Source organism: Pseudomonas sp. KSR10, assembly GCF_022355455.1.
GTDB lineage: Bacteria > Pseudomonadota > Gammaproteobacteria > Pseudomonadales > Pseudomonadaceae > Stutzerimonas > Stutzerimonas stutzeri_E.
The window spans coordinates 39,990-55,131 of record NZ_JAKOEN010000025.1; the positions used below are offsets into that span (position 1 = coordinate 39,990).

Here is a 15,142-nt window from a genome sequence, read left to right on the forward strand (position 1 = left end):
TGAACAACTGGGTATGACGAGCGCTGTGCTTACACGGCTGACGACAGGTTCCAGTACGGGCAGCCATGACGATGGCTGCCCCCGCTGCAAGAGTGGCGCTCATGAACATTGGGTCGGGGCGCACCGCCATAGTTCAGATCGGCGGTCGGATAGTTGCTCGGCTCGCCGTGCGACGGGCGTTAGGGAATTGAATCGCACGGGGGGCGCCATGAATCACGTGGGTCGCGATCATGCGTGCCGAGAGGGTGATGGTGAAGCGGGCCGAGCAGCGTTCGCCTCGGCCCACCGGGGCGTGCAGGTCAGTCGAGATCGGCGGCGCTATGGCGTTCGGGAGCCTGCTCCGACTCGTCGCCCCAGCTGCGGTTGACCTTGCGCCCGCGAATCACGGCGGGTCGTTCGGCAATCTCGGCAGCCCAGCGCTGCACGTGCTTGTAATCCTGCACCGAGAGGAATTCGCCTGCGTCGTACTGCTCGCCGCGCACCAGCCCGCCGTACCAGGGCCAGATCGCCATATCGGCGATGGTGTAAGTGTCGCCGGCTATGTAGCGGTTTTCGGCCAGTTGGCGGTCCAGCACATCGAGCTGGCGCTTGACCTCCATCGCGTAGCGGTTGATCGGGTATTCGTACTTCTCCGGGGCGTAGGCATAGAAATGCCCGAAGCCGCCGCCGAGGAAGGGCGCCGAGCCCATCTGCCAGAACAGCCAGTTGAGCGTTTCGGTGCGCGCGCGGATTTCGGTCGGCAGGAAGGCGCCGAACTTCTCCGCCAGATAGAGCAGGATCGAGCCGGATTCGAATACCCGTAGCGGTTCGCCTTCGACGCTATGGTCGGCCAGGGCCGGAATCTTCGAGTTCGGGTTGATCTCGACGAAGCCGCTGCCGAACTGGTCGCCTTCACCGATGTTGATCAGCCAGGCGTCGTATTCGGCACCGCTGTGGCCGAGCGCGAGCAGCTCTTCGAGCATGACGCTGACCTTCACGCCGTTGGGCGTGGCAAGCGAGTAGAGCTGCAACGGATGCTTGCCGACCGGCAGCGCCTTTTCCTCGCGCGCGCCAGCGGTAGGGGCGTTGATATTGGCGAACTTGCCGCCCGACGGCGCGTCATGGGTCCAGACTTTCGGCGGTACGTAAGGGGTATCAGGCATGGCAATCTCCTCGAGTGGCTACTGGGGATGTGCAGGGCATGCTACGCGTTAGTTTTGCACGGTCGAAATCGAGCGGATTGATAGTGGTCATCGATGCTCAATGATGGGTTCGAATGTGCGTGCTTGGTAGAGCGGCGTGTGCGGCCGCCAGGTTTCGACTAGCAGCCATCCGTCCGAGCCGCCACGAAGCGCGCAATGTCAATCGGCTGCCGCTTCGGCTGAGCGATACGTGCGCCGTGATTGGCAGATCCGTTCGTGATTGGCATCGGCCCATTGCACCAGTGCCTGCATCGGCACCAGGAACCCCCGCCCCAGATCAGTCAGACGGTACTCCACGCGAGGCGGTACCTCGGCGTAAAGGGTTCGTTGTACGAATCCATCCATCTCCAGCCGCTTGAGCGTCCGCGAAAGCATCTGCTTGGAGATATCGCCGATTTCTCGGCTGAGCTCATTGAAGCGCAGCGTGCGCTCGGACAGCGCGTCGAGCACCAGAAAACTCCATTGATCACCGATGCGATCAAGCACGTCGCGGATCGGACAAGGGTGATCGAAAGCGGCGTTAACGCCAACAGCTTGCGGCATACAGGATCTCCTAGGTCCAGCCAGGTCAGCGGCGAGTGACCAGGTAACACCAACCTAACTTCTTGTGGGTCAAGGCGGCGCACCGTAGCATCGGCCTCTCTCAAGGTCTACAACACATACCTAGTCCACTAAATAGAACATAGGGTCTCGCATGTCTCATATCGCATTGATCGGCGCCTCCGGCTCAGCTGGCTCGCGCATCCTCAAAGAGCTCTCTGACCGTGGCCATAGGGTCACCGCCATTGCACGCAACCCAGAACGCATCGCTGCACGTGCCGGTGTGACGGCCGTCAAGGGCGACGCCCAGGATCTGCAAGGCCTGGCGTCGACCTTGCGCGGCCACGATGCCGTCGTCAGTGCGGTCAACTTCACCTCGTCCGAGCCGCATACCCTGATCGAGGCGGTACGCGCCTCTGGCGTCAAACGCTATCTGGTCGTAGGCGGCGCCGGCAGCCTGGAAGCCGCGCCGGGTCAGCGCGTCATCGACTTGCCTGATTTTCCCGACGCCTACAAAGCAGAAGCCTCCCGCGGCGCGGCCTTCCTTGAGCAACTCAAGCAGGAAACGGAACTGGAGTGGACCTTTCTGTCACCCTCGGCCGAGTTCGTTCCCGGCGAGCGGACAGGTCAATTCCGCCTGGGCAAAGACGCGCTGCTCAGCAACGAACACGGCAGTCGCATCTCCTTCGAAGACTACGCCGTGGCGTTGGTCGATGAGATCGAGCACCCGGCGCACATTCGCCAACGCTTCACCGTTGGCTATTAAGGCGAGATAAAAAAGCCGCTGCCCAGATAAACGAGGCAACGGCCCCGGTGCGACTGACTGGACGTCAGTCGCGTGCGCCGCGTACTCCGGCACTGATATCGCGACACAAGCCCAGCACGCCCTCGACGGCTTGCTCGGACGTTTCGGCGCTGGCGATCCGGTCGATCAATGCCGAGCCCACCACCACGCCTTCACTCAATCGGGCGATGGCGGCTGCCTGTTCCGGGGTGCGGATACCAAAGCCGACGGCCACCGGCAGGTCGGTGTGGCGTTTCAGCCGCGCCACGGCTTCTTCGACATGTTCCAGCGTCGCCGAGCCGGCACCGGTCACGCCGGCCACCGAGACGTAGTAGACGAAGCCCGAGCTGCCGTTGAGCACGGTGGGCAAGCGCTTGTCGTCGGTGGTCGGGGTGGTCAGGCGGATGAAGTCGATGCCTGCGGCCTGGGCCGGGTCGCAGAGGTCTTCGTTATGTTCCGGCGGCAGGTCGACGACGATCAGGCCGTCAACGCCGGCTTCCACCGCTTCGGCGAGAAAGCGCTCGACACCCATCTTGTGGATGGGATTGAAGTAGCCCATCAGCACTAGCGGCGTGTCCTGGTTGTCCTGCCGGAACTCGCGAACCATCTGCAGGGTTTTCGCCAGGTCCTGCTTGGCCGCCAGGGCGCGGATGTTGGCCAGCTGGATCGCCGGGCCGTCGGCCATCGGGTCGGTGAAGGGCATGCCGAGCTCGATTACATCGGCGCCAGCGGCGGGCAGGCCCTTGAGAATTTCCAGCGAGGTGGCGTAGTCCGGATCACCGGCGGTGATGAAGGTCACCAGCGCGGCGCGGTTTTCCTGTTTCAGCTGGGCGAAGCGCGTCTGCAGGCGGCTCATATGTGTTCTTCCTGTTCGTCGTAGTGGTGCATGACGGTCTGCATGTCCTTGTCGCCGCGGCCGGAGAGGTTGACCACCATCAGGTGATCCTTCGGCAGGCCGGGGGCGCGCTTGAAGACTTCGGCCAGCGCGTGTGCGCTTTCCAGGGCCGGGATAATGCCTTCCAGGCGGCAGCACTTGTGGAAGGCGGCGAGCGCTTCCTTGTCGGTGATGGAGGTGTACTCAACACGGCCGATGTCGTGCAGCCAGGCGTGCTCGGGGCCGATGCCGGGGTAGTCGAGGCCGGCTGAGATCGAGTGGGCGTCGATGATCTGGCCGTCCTCGTTTTGCAGCAGAAAGGTGCGATTGCCGTGCAGCACGCCGGGTACACCGCCGTTTAGGCTGGCCGCATGCTGGCCGGTCTCGATGCCGTGGCCGGCCGCTTCGACGCCGATGATGGCCACGCTCTGGTCATCGAGGAAGGGATGGAACAGGCCCATGGCGTTTGAGCCGCCGCCGATGCAGGCGACCAGCGAGTCGGGCAGGCGACCTTCCTGGGCCGCCATCTGGTCGCGGGTTTCCTTGCCGATCACCGCCTGGAAATCGCGGACCATGGCCGGATAGGGGTGCGGGCCGGCCACGGTGCCGATCAGGTAGAAGGTGTTGTGGACGTTGGTCACCCAGTCGCGCAGGGCTTCGTTCATCGCGTCTTTCAGCGTGCCGGTGCCGGCAGTAACCGGAATCACCTCGGCGCCCAAGAGCTTCATGCGGAAGACGTTGGCCTGCTGGCGGTCGATGTCGGTGGTGCCCATGTAGATCACGCACTGCATGCCGAAGCGCGCGGCGACGGTGGCGGTGGCCACGCCGTGCATGCCTGCGCCGGTCTCGGCGATGATGCGCTGTTTGCCCATGCGCTTGGCCAGCAGGATCTGGCCGATGCAGTTGTTGATCTTGTGCGCGCCGGTGTGGTTGAGCTCTTCGCGCTTGAGGTAGATCTTCGCGCCGCCGAAAAACTCGGTTAGGCGTTCGGCGAAATACAACGGGGAAGGCCGGCCGACATAGTCACGCTGGAAGTAGGCGAGTTCCTTGGCGAACTCGGGATCCTGCTTGGCTTTTTCGTATTCGGCGGCCAGCTCGTGGATGAGCGGCATCAGGGTTTCGGCGACGTACTGACCGCCGAAGTGGCCGAACAGGCCCTTGGCGTCAGGGCCGTTGCGCAATGAGGTCATGGCGTGCTCCTTGTCGACAGCGCTTGGCTGGCAGGGCGAGTGGTTGATGGCGCCCATTGTATCTCCCACCCGTTCAGGGAAAAGCGATTAGATCGTCGTAACCTGTCAATAAAACTCACCAATAATCCAGGCGGTGGCGGTGATGCCGCACGCTGTTGTCAGCGGCGCAGAACTCGGCGCCGGCGTATCGGTCCCAAGCGCAGCGGCATGGGCTCCGTCTTACAGGAAGACGTTCGAATGCAAAAACTAATGGCGATGGGTGCGCTATGCGCGGCGCTGGCGACGACGGCTCAGGCCGAGACACTGGCACTCGATGGCATCGGTAACTCACGTGATGTGAGGTGCAAAGGGCAGGATGTGGCCATCACCGGCAATGCCAATCGCTTTCGTCTGAGTGGTGATTGCGGCAGAGTCGAGGTTCACGGATCGGATCAGGTGGTGACCGTCGACAATGTCGCCAACTTGGAGGTGACAGGCGGGGAAAATCAGATCGAAGCCGAGCGGGTCGGGAGCCTGGACGTGAGTGGTGCCGATCACCGGATTACGGCTCAGGTGCAAGGCGACGGCGAGCAACCGGCCTCGGTCGTGCTATATGGCGGCAGCAATATACTCACGCTCGATCTGCATGGGCCGGTGCATCTGGAGGTCAACGGTATTGGCCAGCAGGTCACCTGGCGCGGAGACGATCCAACGGTCGAGACCAGCGGCGGCGAGCACCGCATCCAGCGCCAGTAGCCATGCGCCGGTTGGCGGTTCGACTGGAACGTGATTAGATGCGCCTGACTCGTCAGGAAAAATCACCTCTCCCATGAGCCGCGACCTGCCACCGCTCAATGCCTTGCGCGCCTTCGAGGCCGCCGCCCGTCTGCAAAGCGTCAGCCGCGCCGGGGAGGAGCTGCACGTGACGCATGGTGCCATCAGCCGGCAGATTCGTGTGCTCGAAGAGGAGCTAGGGGTCAGCCTGTTCGACAAGGACGGCCGAGGGGTCAAGCTAACCGATGCCGGTGTGCGTCTGCGCGATGCCGCCTCCGATGCCTTCGAGCGCCTGCGCGGCACCTGTTCCGAACTGCGGCGCGGGGCAACCGAACAGCCGTTCGTCCTTGGTTGCCCCGGCAGCCTGCTGGCGCGCTGGTTCATTCCGCGTCTGGATCGCCTGAACCGTGATCTTCCGGGCCTGCATCTGCAGCTGTCGGCCAGCGAGGGCGAGCTGGACCCGCGGCGTGCTGGGCTGGATGCCACGCTCTGGTTCGCCGAGCCGCCCTGGCCGGCAGACATGCAGGTCCACGAACTGGCCGTCGAACGCATCGGACCGGTGCTGAGCCCACACCATCCGCGTTTCGCCACCCTGAGTCAGGCGCGCCCGCATGAGTTGCTTGGCGAGCCATTGCTGTACACCGCTTCGCGTCCACAAGCTTGGCCGACCTGGGCCATCGGTAATGGCCTGGACCCGGCCCGGCTGCAGATGGGACAGGGCTTCGAGCATCTGTATTTTCTGCTGGAAGCGGCGTTGGCCGGTCTTGGCGTCGCCATAGCTCCGCAACAGCTGGTCGTCGATGACCTGCATCAGGGGCGTTTGCGGGCGCCCTGGGGCTTCATCGAGACTCCCGCCATGCTGTCGCTCTGGGTGCCGTCCCGGCGCCCGGATCGCCGCGCGCAAATGCTGGCGGAATGGCTGCGGCAGCAACTGGATTGACGTGCCAGACCACGGGCAATCCGTTCGCGTTGTTTGCGGTGGGCTGAAGCGGAACGAAACCAGGCCCACCCTGTGATGCCAGGGGCTGGATGGGCTCTCGCTCACCGATGAGCCTGATGGCGGTAACTCGGCCCGCCGTACTGCTTGCCGACCAACGGCGCGTCGTTCGTCCGGCGTCGCTAAAACGCTACTGACCTTGCCGATACATTCGCCAATACCCGTTCGGGTAATGCCTGGCGATCTGGCGCGGGCTATCTGCAGTCGTTCAAGGAGAACAGTGATGGTCATGAAACGGCGTGTCGGCATTTTTTTGTGTGCGCTGCTGGCTACCGGGGCGGAGCAGGTCGCGGCAAAACCCGACTCCACGGCGGCGGCGTCGCTCAAGGCGGGCAGGCCTTTCGTCCAGGGCGAGCTGCTGGTGCAATTCAAGTCCGGCGTGTCGGACGTGGCCAAGAGCGCCGTGCTGACCAAGCAAGGCGCCAAGGCCGCGCAGAAGCTGCTCGACAAGATGGCCCGCAAGGACGCCAAAGGGGATCTGGTCCACGCGAAGCTGGGCAAGGGCAAGAAGGTCGACGCTGCACTCATCGCCCGGCTCGCGGCGGATCCTTCGGTGGATTTCGTCGAACCCAACTGGGTCTACCATACCCAGGTTGCCAACCCCAACGATCCAGGGCTCGGCATGCTCTGGGGGTTGCAGGGCGCGACCACCTCGCCGGCCCATCCCTACGGCAGCGGTGCGCTGGCGGCCTGGAACGCTGGGGCGTTGTGCTCCAAAAAGGTGTATGTCGGCATCGTCGATGAAGGCGTGATGGCGACCCATGGCGACCTGCGCCCCAACGTATGGATCAACCCGGGCGAGGGCAGTCGCGCTGACCGGCTCGACAACGACGGCAATGGCCTGGTCGACGATATTCTCGGCTGGGATTTTGCCGCCAACAACGCCAGCATATTCGACGGGCCCGCCGACGATCACGGCACCCACGTGGCGGGAACCCTCGCGGCGGTGGCGAACAACGGCGCCGGCGTGTTCGGTGTCTGCCCAACGGCCAAATACATCACCGCGAAGTTTCTTGGCGCCAATGGCGGCACCACGGCAGATGCGGTGAAGGCGATCAATTACCTGACACAGCTGAAGCTCGCGAAGAAGATCAATCTGGTCGCCACCAACAATTCGTGGGGCGGCGGCGGGTATTCGCAGGCGCTATACGATGCGATCCGTGCGGCCGGAAACGCCAACATCCTGTTCGTCGTCGCGGCGGGCAACAACGGGCTCAACCTCGACACCACGCCCAGCTACCCGGCCAGCTACAAGCTGCCGAACGTGATCGTGGTGGCTGCCATCGATCAAACCGGGCAGCGCGCATATTTCTCCAATTTCGGCGCCAACAGCGTCCATATCGCCGCACCCGGCGTCGATATCCTGTCGACGGTGCCGACCGCGACCGGTACCGCGGGTTACGCCTACATGAGCGGGACGTCCATGGCGACACCCCATGTGACCGGCGCAGCGGCGCTGTATGCCTCGCTGAATCCCTGCGCCACCAGTGCGAAGATCCGCGAGGCGTTATTGCGACTGGCGGTGCGTGATCCGCAGCTCACCGGCGTGGTTCAGCAGAATCGCCGGCTGGACGTATCGAAGATCCGTCGCGAACTGACCTGTACCACGCCGTAAAGCGTTGGCGGCTGCCGGCCAGCCCGCTCAGCTGGCCAGCGCGGTTTGCGCTGCTTCGCCGTCTTTTGCGGGGGTTTTTTCCACCGCATAGCCCTGCGGGTTGCGGCTCTGCCAGCGCCAGGCGTCGGTGAGCATGGTCAGCAGGTCCTTTTCCGCCTGCCAGCCGAGTTCCTCACGGGCCTTGGTCGGGTCCGACCAGCATTGGGCGATGTCGCCCGGACGGCGCGCCCTGAACATATGCGGCAGCGGCCGGCCGATGACCTCCTCGAATGCGGTGATCATCTGTCGTACCGAGTAGCCACGACCGGTACCGAGGTTCCAGACGCACACGCCGTGCACCAGGTTCAGCCGATCCAGCGCCTTCAAGTGCCCTTTGGCCAGATCGACCACATGGATGTAGTCACGCACGCCGGTACCGTCCGGGGTCGGATAGTCGGCACCGTAGACGTTCAGTTGCTTTCGCCTACCGACTGCCACTTGGAGCATGTAGGGCAGCAGATTGTTGGGAATGCCGTCGGGGTCTTCACCGATCAGCCCGGACTCATGCGCACCGATGGGGTTGAAGTAGCGCAACAGGGCGATCGACCAGCGCGGATCGGACTCGGCGAGCCCCTTGAGCACGTTCTCGGCCATCAGTTTGGACTGGCCGTAGGGATTGGTCGGCAAGCCGGTCGGGCAGTCTTCGGTGATCGGCATCCGCGGGGAGTCGCCATAAACGGTCGCCGACGAGCTGAATACCAGCTTGAAAATGCCGGCTTCGGCCATGGCCTGGCACAGCGCGATGCTGCCGCTGACATTGGTCTCGTAATAGCGCAGTGGCTCGCGCACGCTTTCGCCCACGGCCTTGAGCCCGGCGAAGTGCAGCACCGCGCTCACCGGATAGGAAGCGAACAGGGCATTGAGCAGCGAGCGATTGCGCACGTCGCCCTTGATGAACTGGACCTGGCGACCGGCGAGGGCTTCGACCCGCTCCAGAGCGACCTTGGAACTGTTGCAAAGGTTGTCCAGAACCAGCACTTCGTGGCCCGCCAGGAGCAGCTCCAGCACTGTATGAGACCCGATGTAACCAGCTCCTCCCGTTACCAGAATCATGTGTCTACCTCGCATACCGAAAATTATTCGACGCGCACGGAGGATGCGCGGCTGGCCGTATGAGCGCGGCCGCTGCATGCATCTCCAGGGTTGGGTTCGGCGAAACGGGCGGTGCTTCTCACGGCTGAAGCACACAGCGCCGATACCGGGGCAAATCAGGCGTCCTGTGATAGGGACGGGGGGAAGCGCGACCAAGTTCCAAAACCCCGACGGTCAGCCGATGACCGACCTCCCAGCGGCGGCATGGGGAACCTTGACTTGCCCTATGTCGTCCATAGCCGGCGGGTTGCGCTTGGCGTTGCACAAATCGTTCACGCCGCAGCGAGCCCCTTTCCTGTTGCCTGCGCAGGCTGCGCGGGCCTACGCGATGCGGCAGAAGGGACTCTGGAGGACTTCGCCATCAGCAAGAGGTAGCCATGAGCTGGGCCGGCCCTTACCAATACGAGATTGGAAAATCCCCCGACAAGCAGCAGACGCCGCCCGAAGTCGTTTTCGATGAGCTGGTTCCGACCCTGCTGTGTCTTTCGCATCTGCGCTGGAGCTTCGTCTACCAGCGTCCACAGCATCTGATGTCGCGGTTCGCGCGAGATTTCAACGTTTTGTTCTTCGAAGAACCGATCCCCACCGAGGATGCCCAGCCGTGGTTGGAAGTGCGTCCCGAGGAAAATGGCGTACAGGTGCTCATTCCTCGCTTGCCGCAAGGCTGCGAGGGTGAAGTGGCGCTACGCGTGCAGCGCGACTTGCTCGATGGCTACCTGGGCAAGCTCGGCGTCAACGAACTGATGCTCTGGTACTACACGCCGATGGCGTTGGGCTATGCCAGCCATTTGAAGCCCAAACTCACCGTCTACGATTGCATGGACGAGCTGTCGGCGTTTCGTGGCGCGCCGCCGGAACTGGTGCAGCGCGAGCGGGAATTGCTCGAGCGTGCCGATCTGGTCTTCACCGGCGGTTACAGCATCTGGGAAGCCAAGCGCGAGCTGCACGACAATGCCTTCGCCTTTCCCAGTAGCGTCGACGTGGCGCACTTCGCCGAGGCGCGGCGAACCCAGGCCGACCCCGACGACCAGGCCGAGATTCCGCATCCGCGCCTCGGCTTCTACGGCGTGATCGACGAGCGTTTCGATATCGAACTGGTGGCCGAGGTCGCCGAGAAGCGCCCCGATTGGCAGTTCGTGCTAGTCGGCCCGGTGGTCAAGATCGACCCGACCGACCTGCCGCAGCGCGACAACATCCACTACCTGGGCGGCAAGACGTACGACGAGTTGCCCAGGTACCTGTCCGGCTGGGACGTGGCGATCATGCCCTTCGCGATGAACGAATCGACGCGCTTCATCAGCCCGACCAAGACTCCGGAATACCTCGCTGGTGGCTGCCCGGTGGTGTCCACGCCGATCAAGGACGTGGTGCGCACCTACGGCGATACCGAGATCGTTCACATTGCCGATAGTCCCGAGGCATTTATCGAAGCGGTGGACAAAGCCCTGGCCGATAGCCAGGACCGCGACCGTTTGTTGAAAACCGCTGACGAGATTCTCGGCGACATGTCCTGGGACCACACCTGGGCTCTGATGAAGGAGAAGATGCAATGCGCGATGTAAGCCTGCGAGACAGCAACCCCGAGCACGCAGGCGGTGGCGCCAGCGACCACCCTAGCGGTCACCGGCGCGGCTTCGACTACCTCATCGTCGGCGCCGGTTTCGCCGGCAGCGTGCTGGCCGAGCGCCTGGCGGCCGGGCTGAACAAGCGTGTGCTGGTGGTCGACCGACGCCCGCACATTGGCGGCAACGCCTATGACCATTACGACGAAGCCGGCGTGCTGATCCACCGCTACGGCCCTCACATCTTCCACACCAACGCTCAGCGCATCGTCGATTACCTGTCACGATTCACCGAGTGGCGCCCCTACGAGCACCGTGTGCTGGCGCAGGTGGACGGTCAGGAAGTACCGATCCCGATCAACATGACCACGCTGAACAAGCTCTACGGGTTGAACATGACCACCGAGCAGGAAGCAGCGGACTTTCTCGCCGGCCGTGCTGAGCCGGTCGAAGACATCCAGACCAGCGAAGACGTGGTGATCAACGGCATCGGCCGTGAGCTGTACCAGAAGTTCTTCCGCGGCTATACCCGCAAGCAGTGGGGGCTGGACCCGTCGCAGCTGGACAAGTCGGTCACCTCGCGCATCCCCACGCGCACCAACACCGATGACCGCTATTTCACCGACACCTTCCAGCAGATGCCCAAGTACGGCTACACCAAGATGTTCGAGAAGATGCTCGCGCATCCGAACATCAAGGTGATGATCAATACCGACTACCGGGAGATCCGCGACGAGGTGCAGCACGACCACCTGATTTTCTGCGGCCCCATCGATGAATACTTCGACTACCGTTTTGGCAAGTTGCCCTACCGGTCGCTGAAGTTCGAGCATAAGCAGCTCGATCAGGAGCGGTTCCAGGCGGTCGGTACGGTCAACTACCCGAGCGAAGACGTGCCCTATACGCGCATCAGCGAATACAAACACCTAACCGGCCAAGTGCACCCGAAGACCAGCATCACCTACGAGTACCCCTCGGCCGAGGGTGATCCCTACTACCCGATCCCGCGTCCGGAAAATGCCGAGCTGTACAAACGCTACCAGAAGCTCGCCGACGAGACGCCGGGCGTGACCTTCGTCGGCCGGCTGGGGACCTACAAGTACTACAACATGGATCAGGTGGTTGGGCAGGCGCTGGCGCTGTACAAGCGTATCGAGGAAGCCGAGCGTGGTCCCGAGCGCGCTGAAAACGCCGAACACAGCCAGTCACTGGCTGAACAAGCCCCCTGAGACGAGGCCGAAGATGCATCAGCCGACGTTGTTCAAAAGTTTCTTCATGGGTGGTTTCGAATGTTCCAACCATCGCCGCAGCGACGGTCGGCGGCTCGATCTGCTCGCTGCCACCGGCCATGATCGCTGGGCCGCGCACGATTACGCCGTGTTGCATCGGCATGGGCTGCACAGTGTGCGCGACGGGTTGCGCTGGCACCTGATCGAACGCACGCCGGGCCAATATGACTGGTCGAGTTTTTTGCCGATGCTGCAGGCGGCCCAGCGCCAGGGCACCCAGGTGATCTGGGACCTGTGCCACTACGGTTGGCCGGACGACATCGACATCTGGCGCCCGCAGTTCGTCGAGCGCTTTGCCCGCTACGCGGCGGCGGCAGCGCAGCTGATCAAGGATGAAACCGATGCCGTGCCGTTCTATGCCCCGCTCAACGAAATCTCGTTCTGGGCCTGGGCCGGTGGCGATCAGGCGTATTTCAACCCGATGGCCCGCGAGCGCGGCTTCGAGCTCAAGCATCAGCTGGTGCGCGCCACCATCGCCGCGATGCAGGCGATCCGCGAGGTCGAGCCGCGGGCGCGCTTCGTCCAGGTCGACCCGGCCATCCATGTGGTTTCGCCCAACGACCGGCCTGGACCGCAGCGCGACGCCGAACGCTACCGGCAGTCGCAATTCGAAGCCTGGGACATGCTCTGCGGCGAGGCCTGGCCCGGCCTGGGCGGCGCCCCGGAATACCTCGACGTGCTGGGCGTCAACTACTACTCCGACAACCAGTGGTACCACGGCGATGGGCGCACCATCGAACGGGATAATCCGGACTATCGGCCCTTCAAAGGCATCCTCAATGAGATCTGGCAGCGCTATAAGCGTCCTCTGCTGATCGCCGAAACCGGCGCCGAAGGCGACGTGCGCGGCGACTGGCTACGCTACGTCAGCGAGCAGGCCGGACTGGCCATGCAGCGTGGGGTGCCGATCGAAGGGATCTGCCTGTATCCGGTGCTGGATTACCCCGGCTGGACCGACGAGCGCCACTGCCCGACCGGCCTACTGGGCTTTCCCGATGAGAACGGCAACCGCCGCGTGCACGATGGCCTTGCCGACGAGCTGCGTCTGCAGCAACTGCGGTTCAGCCAGTTCAACAGCCACTTGCCGCTGGCCGAAGCCCTGTCATGAACGCCCCGGCCCAGGCTCCCAAGGCGAAACCGCAGGCGGTGCCGCTACCGAGCCGGCCGGTAGCCTTTCTCTGGCACTACATCTGTGCTCGACCCTGGCACTTTGGTGGCCTGCTGGCGCTGATTGTCGGTGCCGCCTCCTGCGCTGTGGCGGTGCAGTACGGCATGAAGTTGCTGGTGGATTCCATGGCCCAGGGCAGCTCGGACCGGGGCGCCGCCAACGTCTGGTTCCCACTGGGGTTGTTCATCGGCCTGATCGTCATTGAAAACGTCTTCTGGCGTCTCGGCGGCTGGCTCGGTTGCCGCACCGTGGTGGCCAGCGTGGTTGACCTGCGCGTCGACCTGTTCAAGCACCTGACCGGCCATCCGATGCGCTACTTCACCGAGCACTTCGCCGGTTCGCTGGGCAATCGCATTTCCGCGGTGGGTCAAGCGGCTGGCGCCATCTACGGGGGATTGGCGTGGAAGATCGTGCCGCCCATCGTTGATTTTCTCGGTGCGGTGGTGGTGCTGTTGACCGTCGATGTGCGCATGGCGGTGGCGCTGATCCTATTCGTCGCTATCGTCGCCGCGCTGATTACCGGTTTCGGCATCCGTGGCCGCACCAAGCACCAGCGCTTCGCCGCACAATCGGCCCGGGTCGGCGGCGAGCTGGTGGATGCGGTCTCCAATGTCTGGACCATCAAGGCTTTCTCCGCCCGTGACCGCGAGGCCGAACGGCTGGCCCAGGAAATCGGTTACGAAGCACGTGCCCAACGCCGCAGCTGGATGTACCTGGAGAAGGCGCGGGTGATGCATGACATCTGTCTGTCGGTGATGGCCGGCGGCATGTTGGTCTGGGCGATCAATCTGTGGATCGCCGGCTCGGTGACCGCCGGCGACGTGGTGCTGGTCAGCGCGCTGACGTTCCGCATCCTGCATGGCTCGCGCGACCTGGCCCTGGCACTGGTGGACACCACGCAGCAGATCGGCGCCATCGACGACACCCTGCGCATCATCGTCCAGCCGCACGGCCTGACCGACAGCGACGCGCAGCTGTTGCTCGCCGAGGGCGATATCACCTTCAAGGATGTCAGCTTCGGATATCCGGACCGCGGCAGCGTGTTCCGCCATCTCGATCTGCATATTCCTGCCGGGCAGAAGGTCGGGGTGGTGGGTTCTTCCGGGGCCGGCAAGTCGACCCTGATCAGCCTGATCCAGCGCCTGGACGACGTGCAGGAAGGACGTATCCTGATCGACGGGCAGGACATCCGCAGCGTCAGCCAGGACAGCCTGCGCGAGCGCATCGCAGTGGTGCCGCAGGAAACCGCGCTGTTCAACCGCAGCATCCGTGAAAACATTCGTTATGGTCGCCCCACTGCGACCGACGAGGAAGTGGTCGAGGCGGCGCGCAGCGCCTTCTGCGACGCCTTCATCCGCGAACTGCCGCAAGGCTACGACACACTGGTAGGCGAGCGTGGCGTGATGCTCTCCGGCGGCCAGCGTCAGCGTCTCGGCATCGCCCGGGCGTTTCTCAAGAACGCGCCGATCCTGATCCTCGACGAGGCCACGTCGGCGCTCGATACCCAGTCCGAAGCCGAAATCCAGGTTGCACTCAACGATCTGGTGCACAACCGCACCGTGGTGGCGGTGGCGCACCGGCTGTCGACCTTGTCGAGCTTCGACCGGATCATCGTGCTGCGCGATGGATGCATCGTCGAGGACGGCGCGCCGCATGAGCTGCGCAGGCGCGGCGGTGAGTTCGACGCGCTGTGGCGCATGCAGGCCGAAGGCTTCAAGCCGCAGCCCGACCCGGCCCGATGAAAAGGGTCGCGGTGACCTCACGCAGCCTGCGCTCGCTGGGCTATGACCCGGACGAGCAGCTACTGGAAGTAGAGTTCCATAATGGCTCGGTCTACCGCTACGAACAGGTGCCGGCCGAGGTGGTGCAGGCCCTGCTCGAGGCCGATTCGATGGGCCGCTATTTCAACCAGGTGTTCAAACCGCAGCACTACCGCTATCGACGCATCGAGTCATAGCGGGCCGTTCACCGTGCCCTGGCCCAGTGACGTGCCCCCGAGTAGGGCGCGCTGGGTGGCTCCGCTTCAGCCCACCACCCGATCGTTGCGGTGTGCCGGGC

14 protein-coding genes are annotated in these 15,142 nt (G+C 63.7%); 9 read left to right on the top strand and 5 right to left on the bottom strand.

The features are described from left to right. Positions 1 to 299: 299 nt before the first annotated feature. Positions 300 to 1,142, bottom strand: a complete 843-nt coding sequence (gene yghU / locus MCB86_RS22185; RefSeq protein WP_239612178.1) for a glutathione-dependent disulfide-bond oxidoreductase — start codon at positions 1,140 to 1,142, stop codon at positions 300 to 302. A gap of 198 nt (positions 1,143 to 1,340) precedes the next feature. After that, positions 1,341 to 1,724 carry a helix-turn-helix domain-containing protein gene (locus MCB86_RS22190; RefSeq protein WP_045160018.1) on the bottom strand — a complete coding sequence of 128 codons (384 nt, stop codon included), beginning with the start codon at positions 1,722 to 1,724 and terminating at the stop codon, positions 1,341 to 1,343. Between the two features lie 151 nt (positions 1,725 to 1,875). Here MCB86_RS22190 and MCB86_RS22195 point away from each other — a divergent pair, with 151 nt between their 5' ends. After that, positions 1,876 to 2,487 (top strand): NAD(P)-dependent oxidoreductase, encoded by a 612-nt coding sequence (locus MCB86_RS22195; RefSeq protein ID WP_239612179.1) that lies wholly within the window; start codon positions 1,876 to 1,878, stop codon positions 2,485 to 2,487. A 64-nt stretch (positions 2,488 to 2,551) separates the two neighbouring features. Here the strand turns inward: MCB86_RS22195 and trpA are convergent, their stop codons facing one another. Continuing rightward, positions 2,552 to 3,361 carry a tryptophan synthase subunit alpha gene (gene trpA / locus MCB86_RS22200; RefSeq protein ID WP_045160020.1) on the bottom strand — a complete coding sequence of 270 codons (810 nt, stop codon included), beginning with the start codon at positions 3,359 to 3,361 and terminating at the stop codon, positions 2,552 to 2,554. Beyond that, entirely contained in the window at positions 3,358 to 4,569 is a 1,212-nt protein-coding gene (trpB, locus tag MCB86_RS22205) for a tryptophan synthase subunit beta (RefSeq protein ID WP_239612180.1), read from the bottom strand. Before trpB ends, trpA begins: the two co-directional genes overlap by 4 nt. A gap of 237 nt (positions 4,570 to 4,806) precedes the next feature. Here trpB and MCB86_RS22210 point away from each other — a divergent pair, with 237 nt between their 5' ends. The 3 genes from MCB86_RS22210 (at position 4,807) to MCB86_RS22220 (ending at position 7,934) form a co-directional block, all read left to right on the top strand. Further along, complete coding sequence (locus MCB86_RS22210) at positions 4,807 to 5,304, top strand: DUF3060 domain-containing protein (RefSeq protein WP_239612181.1); 498 nt, start codon at positions 4,807 to 4,809, stop codon at positions 5,302 to 5,304. A 73-nt stretch (positions 5,305 to 5,377) separates the two neighbouring features. Continuing rightward, the gene (locus MCB86_RS22215; protein ID WP_239612182.1) at positions 5,378 to 6,262 is read left to right on the top strand and encodes a LysR family transcriptional regulator; all 885 of its coding nucleotides are present in this window, start codon (positions 5,378 to 5,380) and stop codon (positions 6,260 to 6,262) included. Positions 6,263 to 6,542: 280 nt separating this feature from the next. Beyond that, on the top strand, positions 6,543 to 7,934 hold the full coding sequence (locus MCB86_RS22220) for a S8 family peptidase (protein WP_239612183.1): 1,392 nt from the start codon (positions 6,543 to 6,545) through the stop codon (positions 7,932 to 7,934). Positions 7,935 to 7,961: 27 nt separating this feature from the next. Here MCB86_RS22220 and galE read toward each other — a convergent pair whose 3' ends face one another. Next, entirely contained in the window at positions 7,962 to 9,026 is a 1,065-nt protein-coding gene (gene galE / locus MCB86_RS22225) for a UDP-glucose 4-epimerase GalE (protein WP_239612184.1), read from the bottom strand. Between the two features lie 416 nt (positions 9,027 to 9,442). On the opposite strand from galE, the gene MCB86_RS22230 reads away from it, so the two are divergent. Genes MCB86_RS22230 through MCB86_RS22250 form a run of 5 tightly spaced genes read left to right on the top strand, consistent with a single transcriptional unit; the run spans position 9,443 to position 15,041 of the window. Next, positions 9,443 to 10,627, top strand: coding sequence for a glycosyltransferase family 1 protein (locus tag MCB86_RS22230; protein ID WP_045160025.1), 1,185 nt, complete (start codon positions 9,443 to 9,445; stop codon positions 10,625 to 10,627). Continuing rightward, positions 10,615 to 11,856 (top strand): UDP-galactopyranose mutase, encoded by a 1,242-nt coding sequence (gene glf, locus MCB86_RS22235; protein WP_239612185.1) that lies wholly within the window; start codon positions 10,615 to 10,617, stop codon positions 11,854 to 11,856. Before MCB86_RS22230 ends, glf begins: the two co-directional genes overlap by 13 nt. A 13-nt stretch (positions 11,857 to 11,869) precedes the next feature. Then, on the top strand, positions 11,870 to 13,024 hold the full coding sequence (locus MCB86_RS22240) for a beta-glucosidase (protein WP_239612186.1): 1,155 nt from the start codon (positions 11,870 to 11,872) through the stop codon (positions 13,022 to 13,024). Further along, positions 13,021 to 14,826, top strand: a complete 1,806-nt coding sequence (locus MCB86_RS22245) for an ABC transporter ATP-binding protein (RefSeq protein WP_045160028.1) — start codon at positions 13,021 to 13,023, stop codon at positions 14,824 to 14,826. The genes MCB86_RS22240 and MCB86_RS22245 overlap by 4 nt, the downstream gene beginning before the upstream one ends. Then, positions 14,823 to 15,041: a KTSC domain-containing protein gene (locus tag MCB86_RS22250; protein ID WP_045160029.1), complete on the top strand. Its 219-nt coding sequence runs from the start codon at positions 14,823 to 14,825 to the stop codon at positions 15,039 to 15,041. Before MCB86_RS22245 ends, MCB86_RS22250 begins: the two co-directional genes overlap by 4 nt. Positions 15,042 to 15,142: the final 101 nt, after the last annotated feature.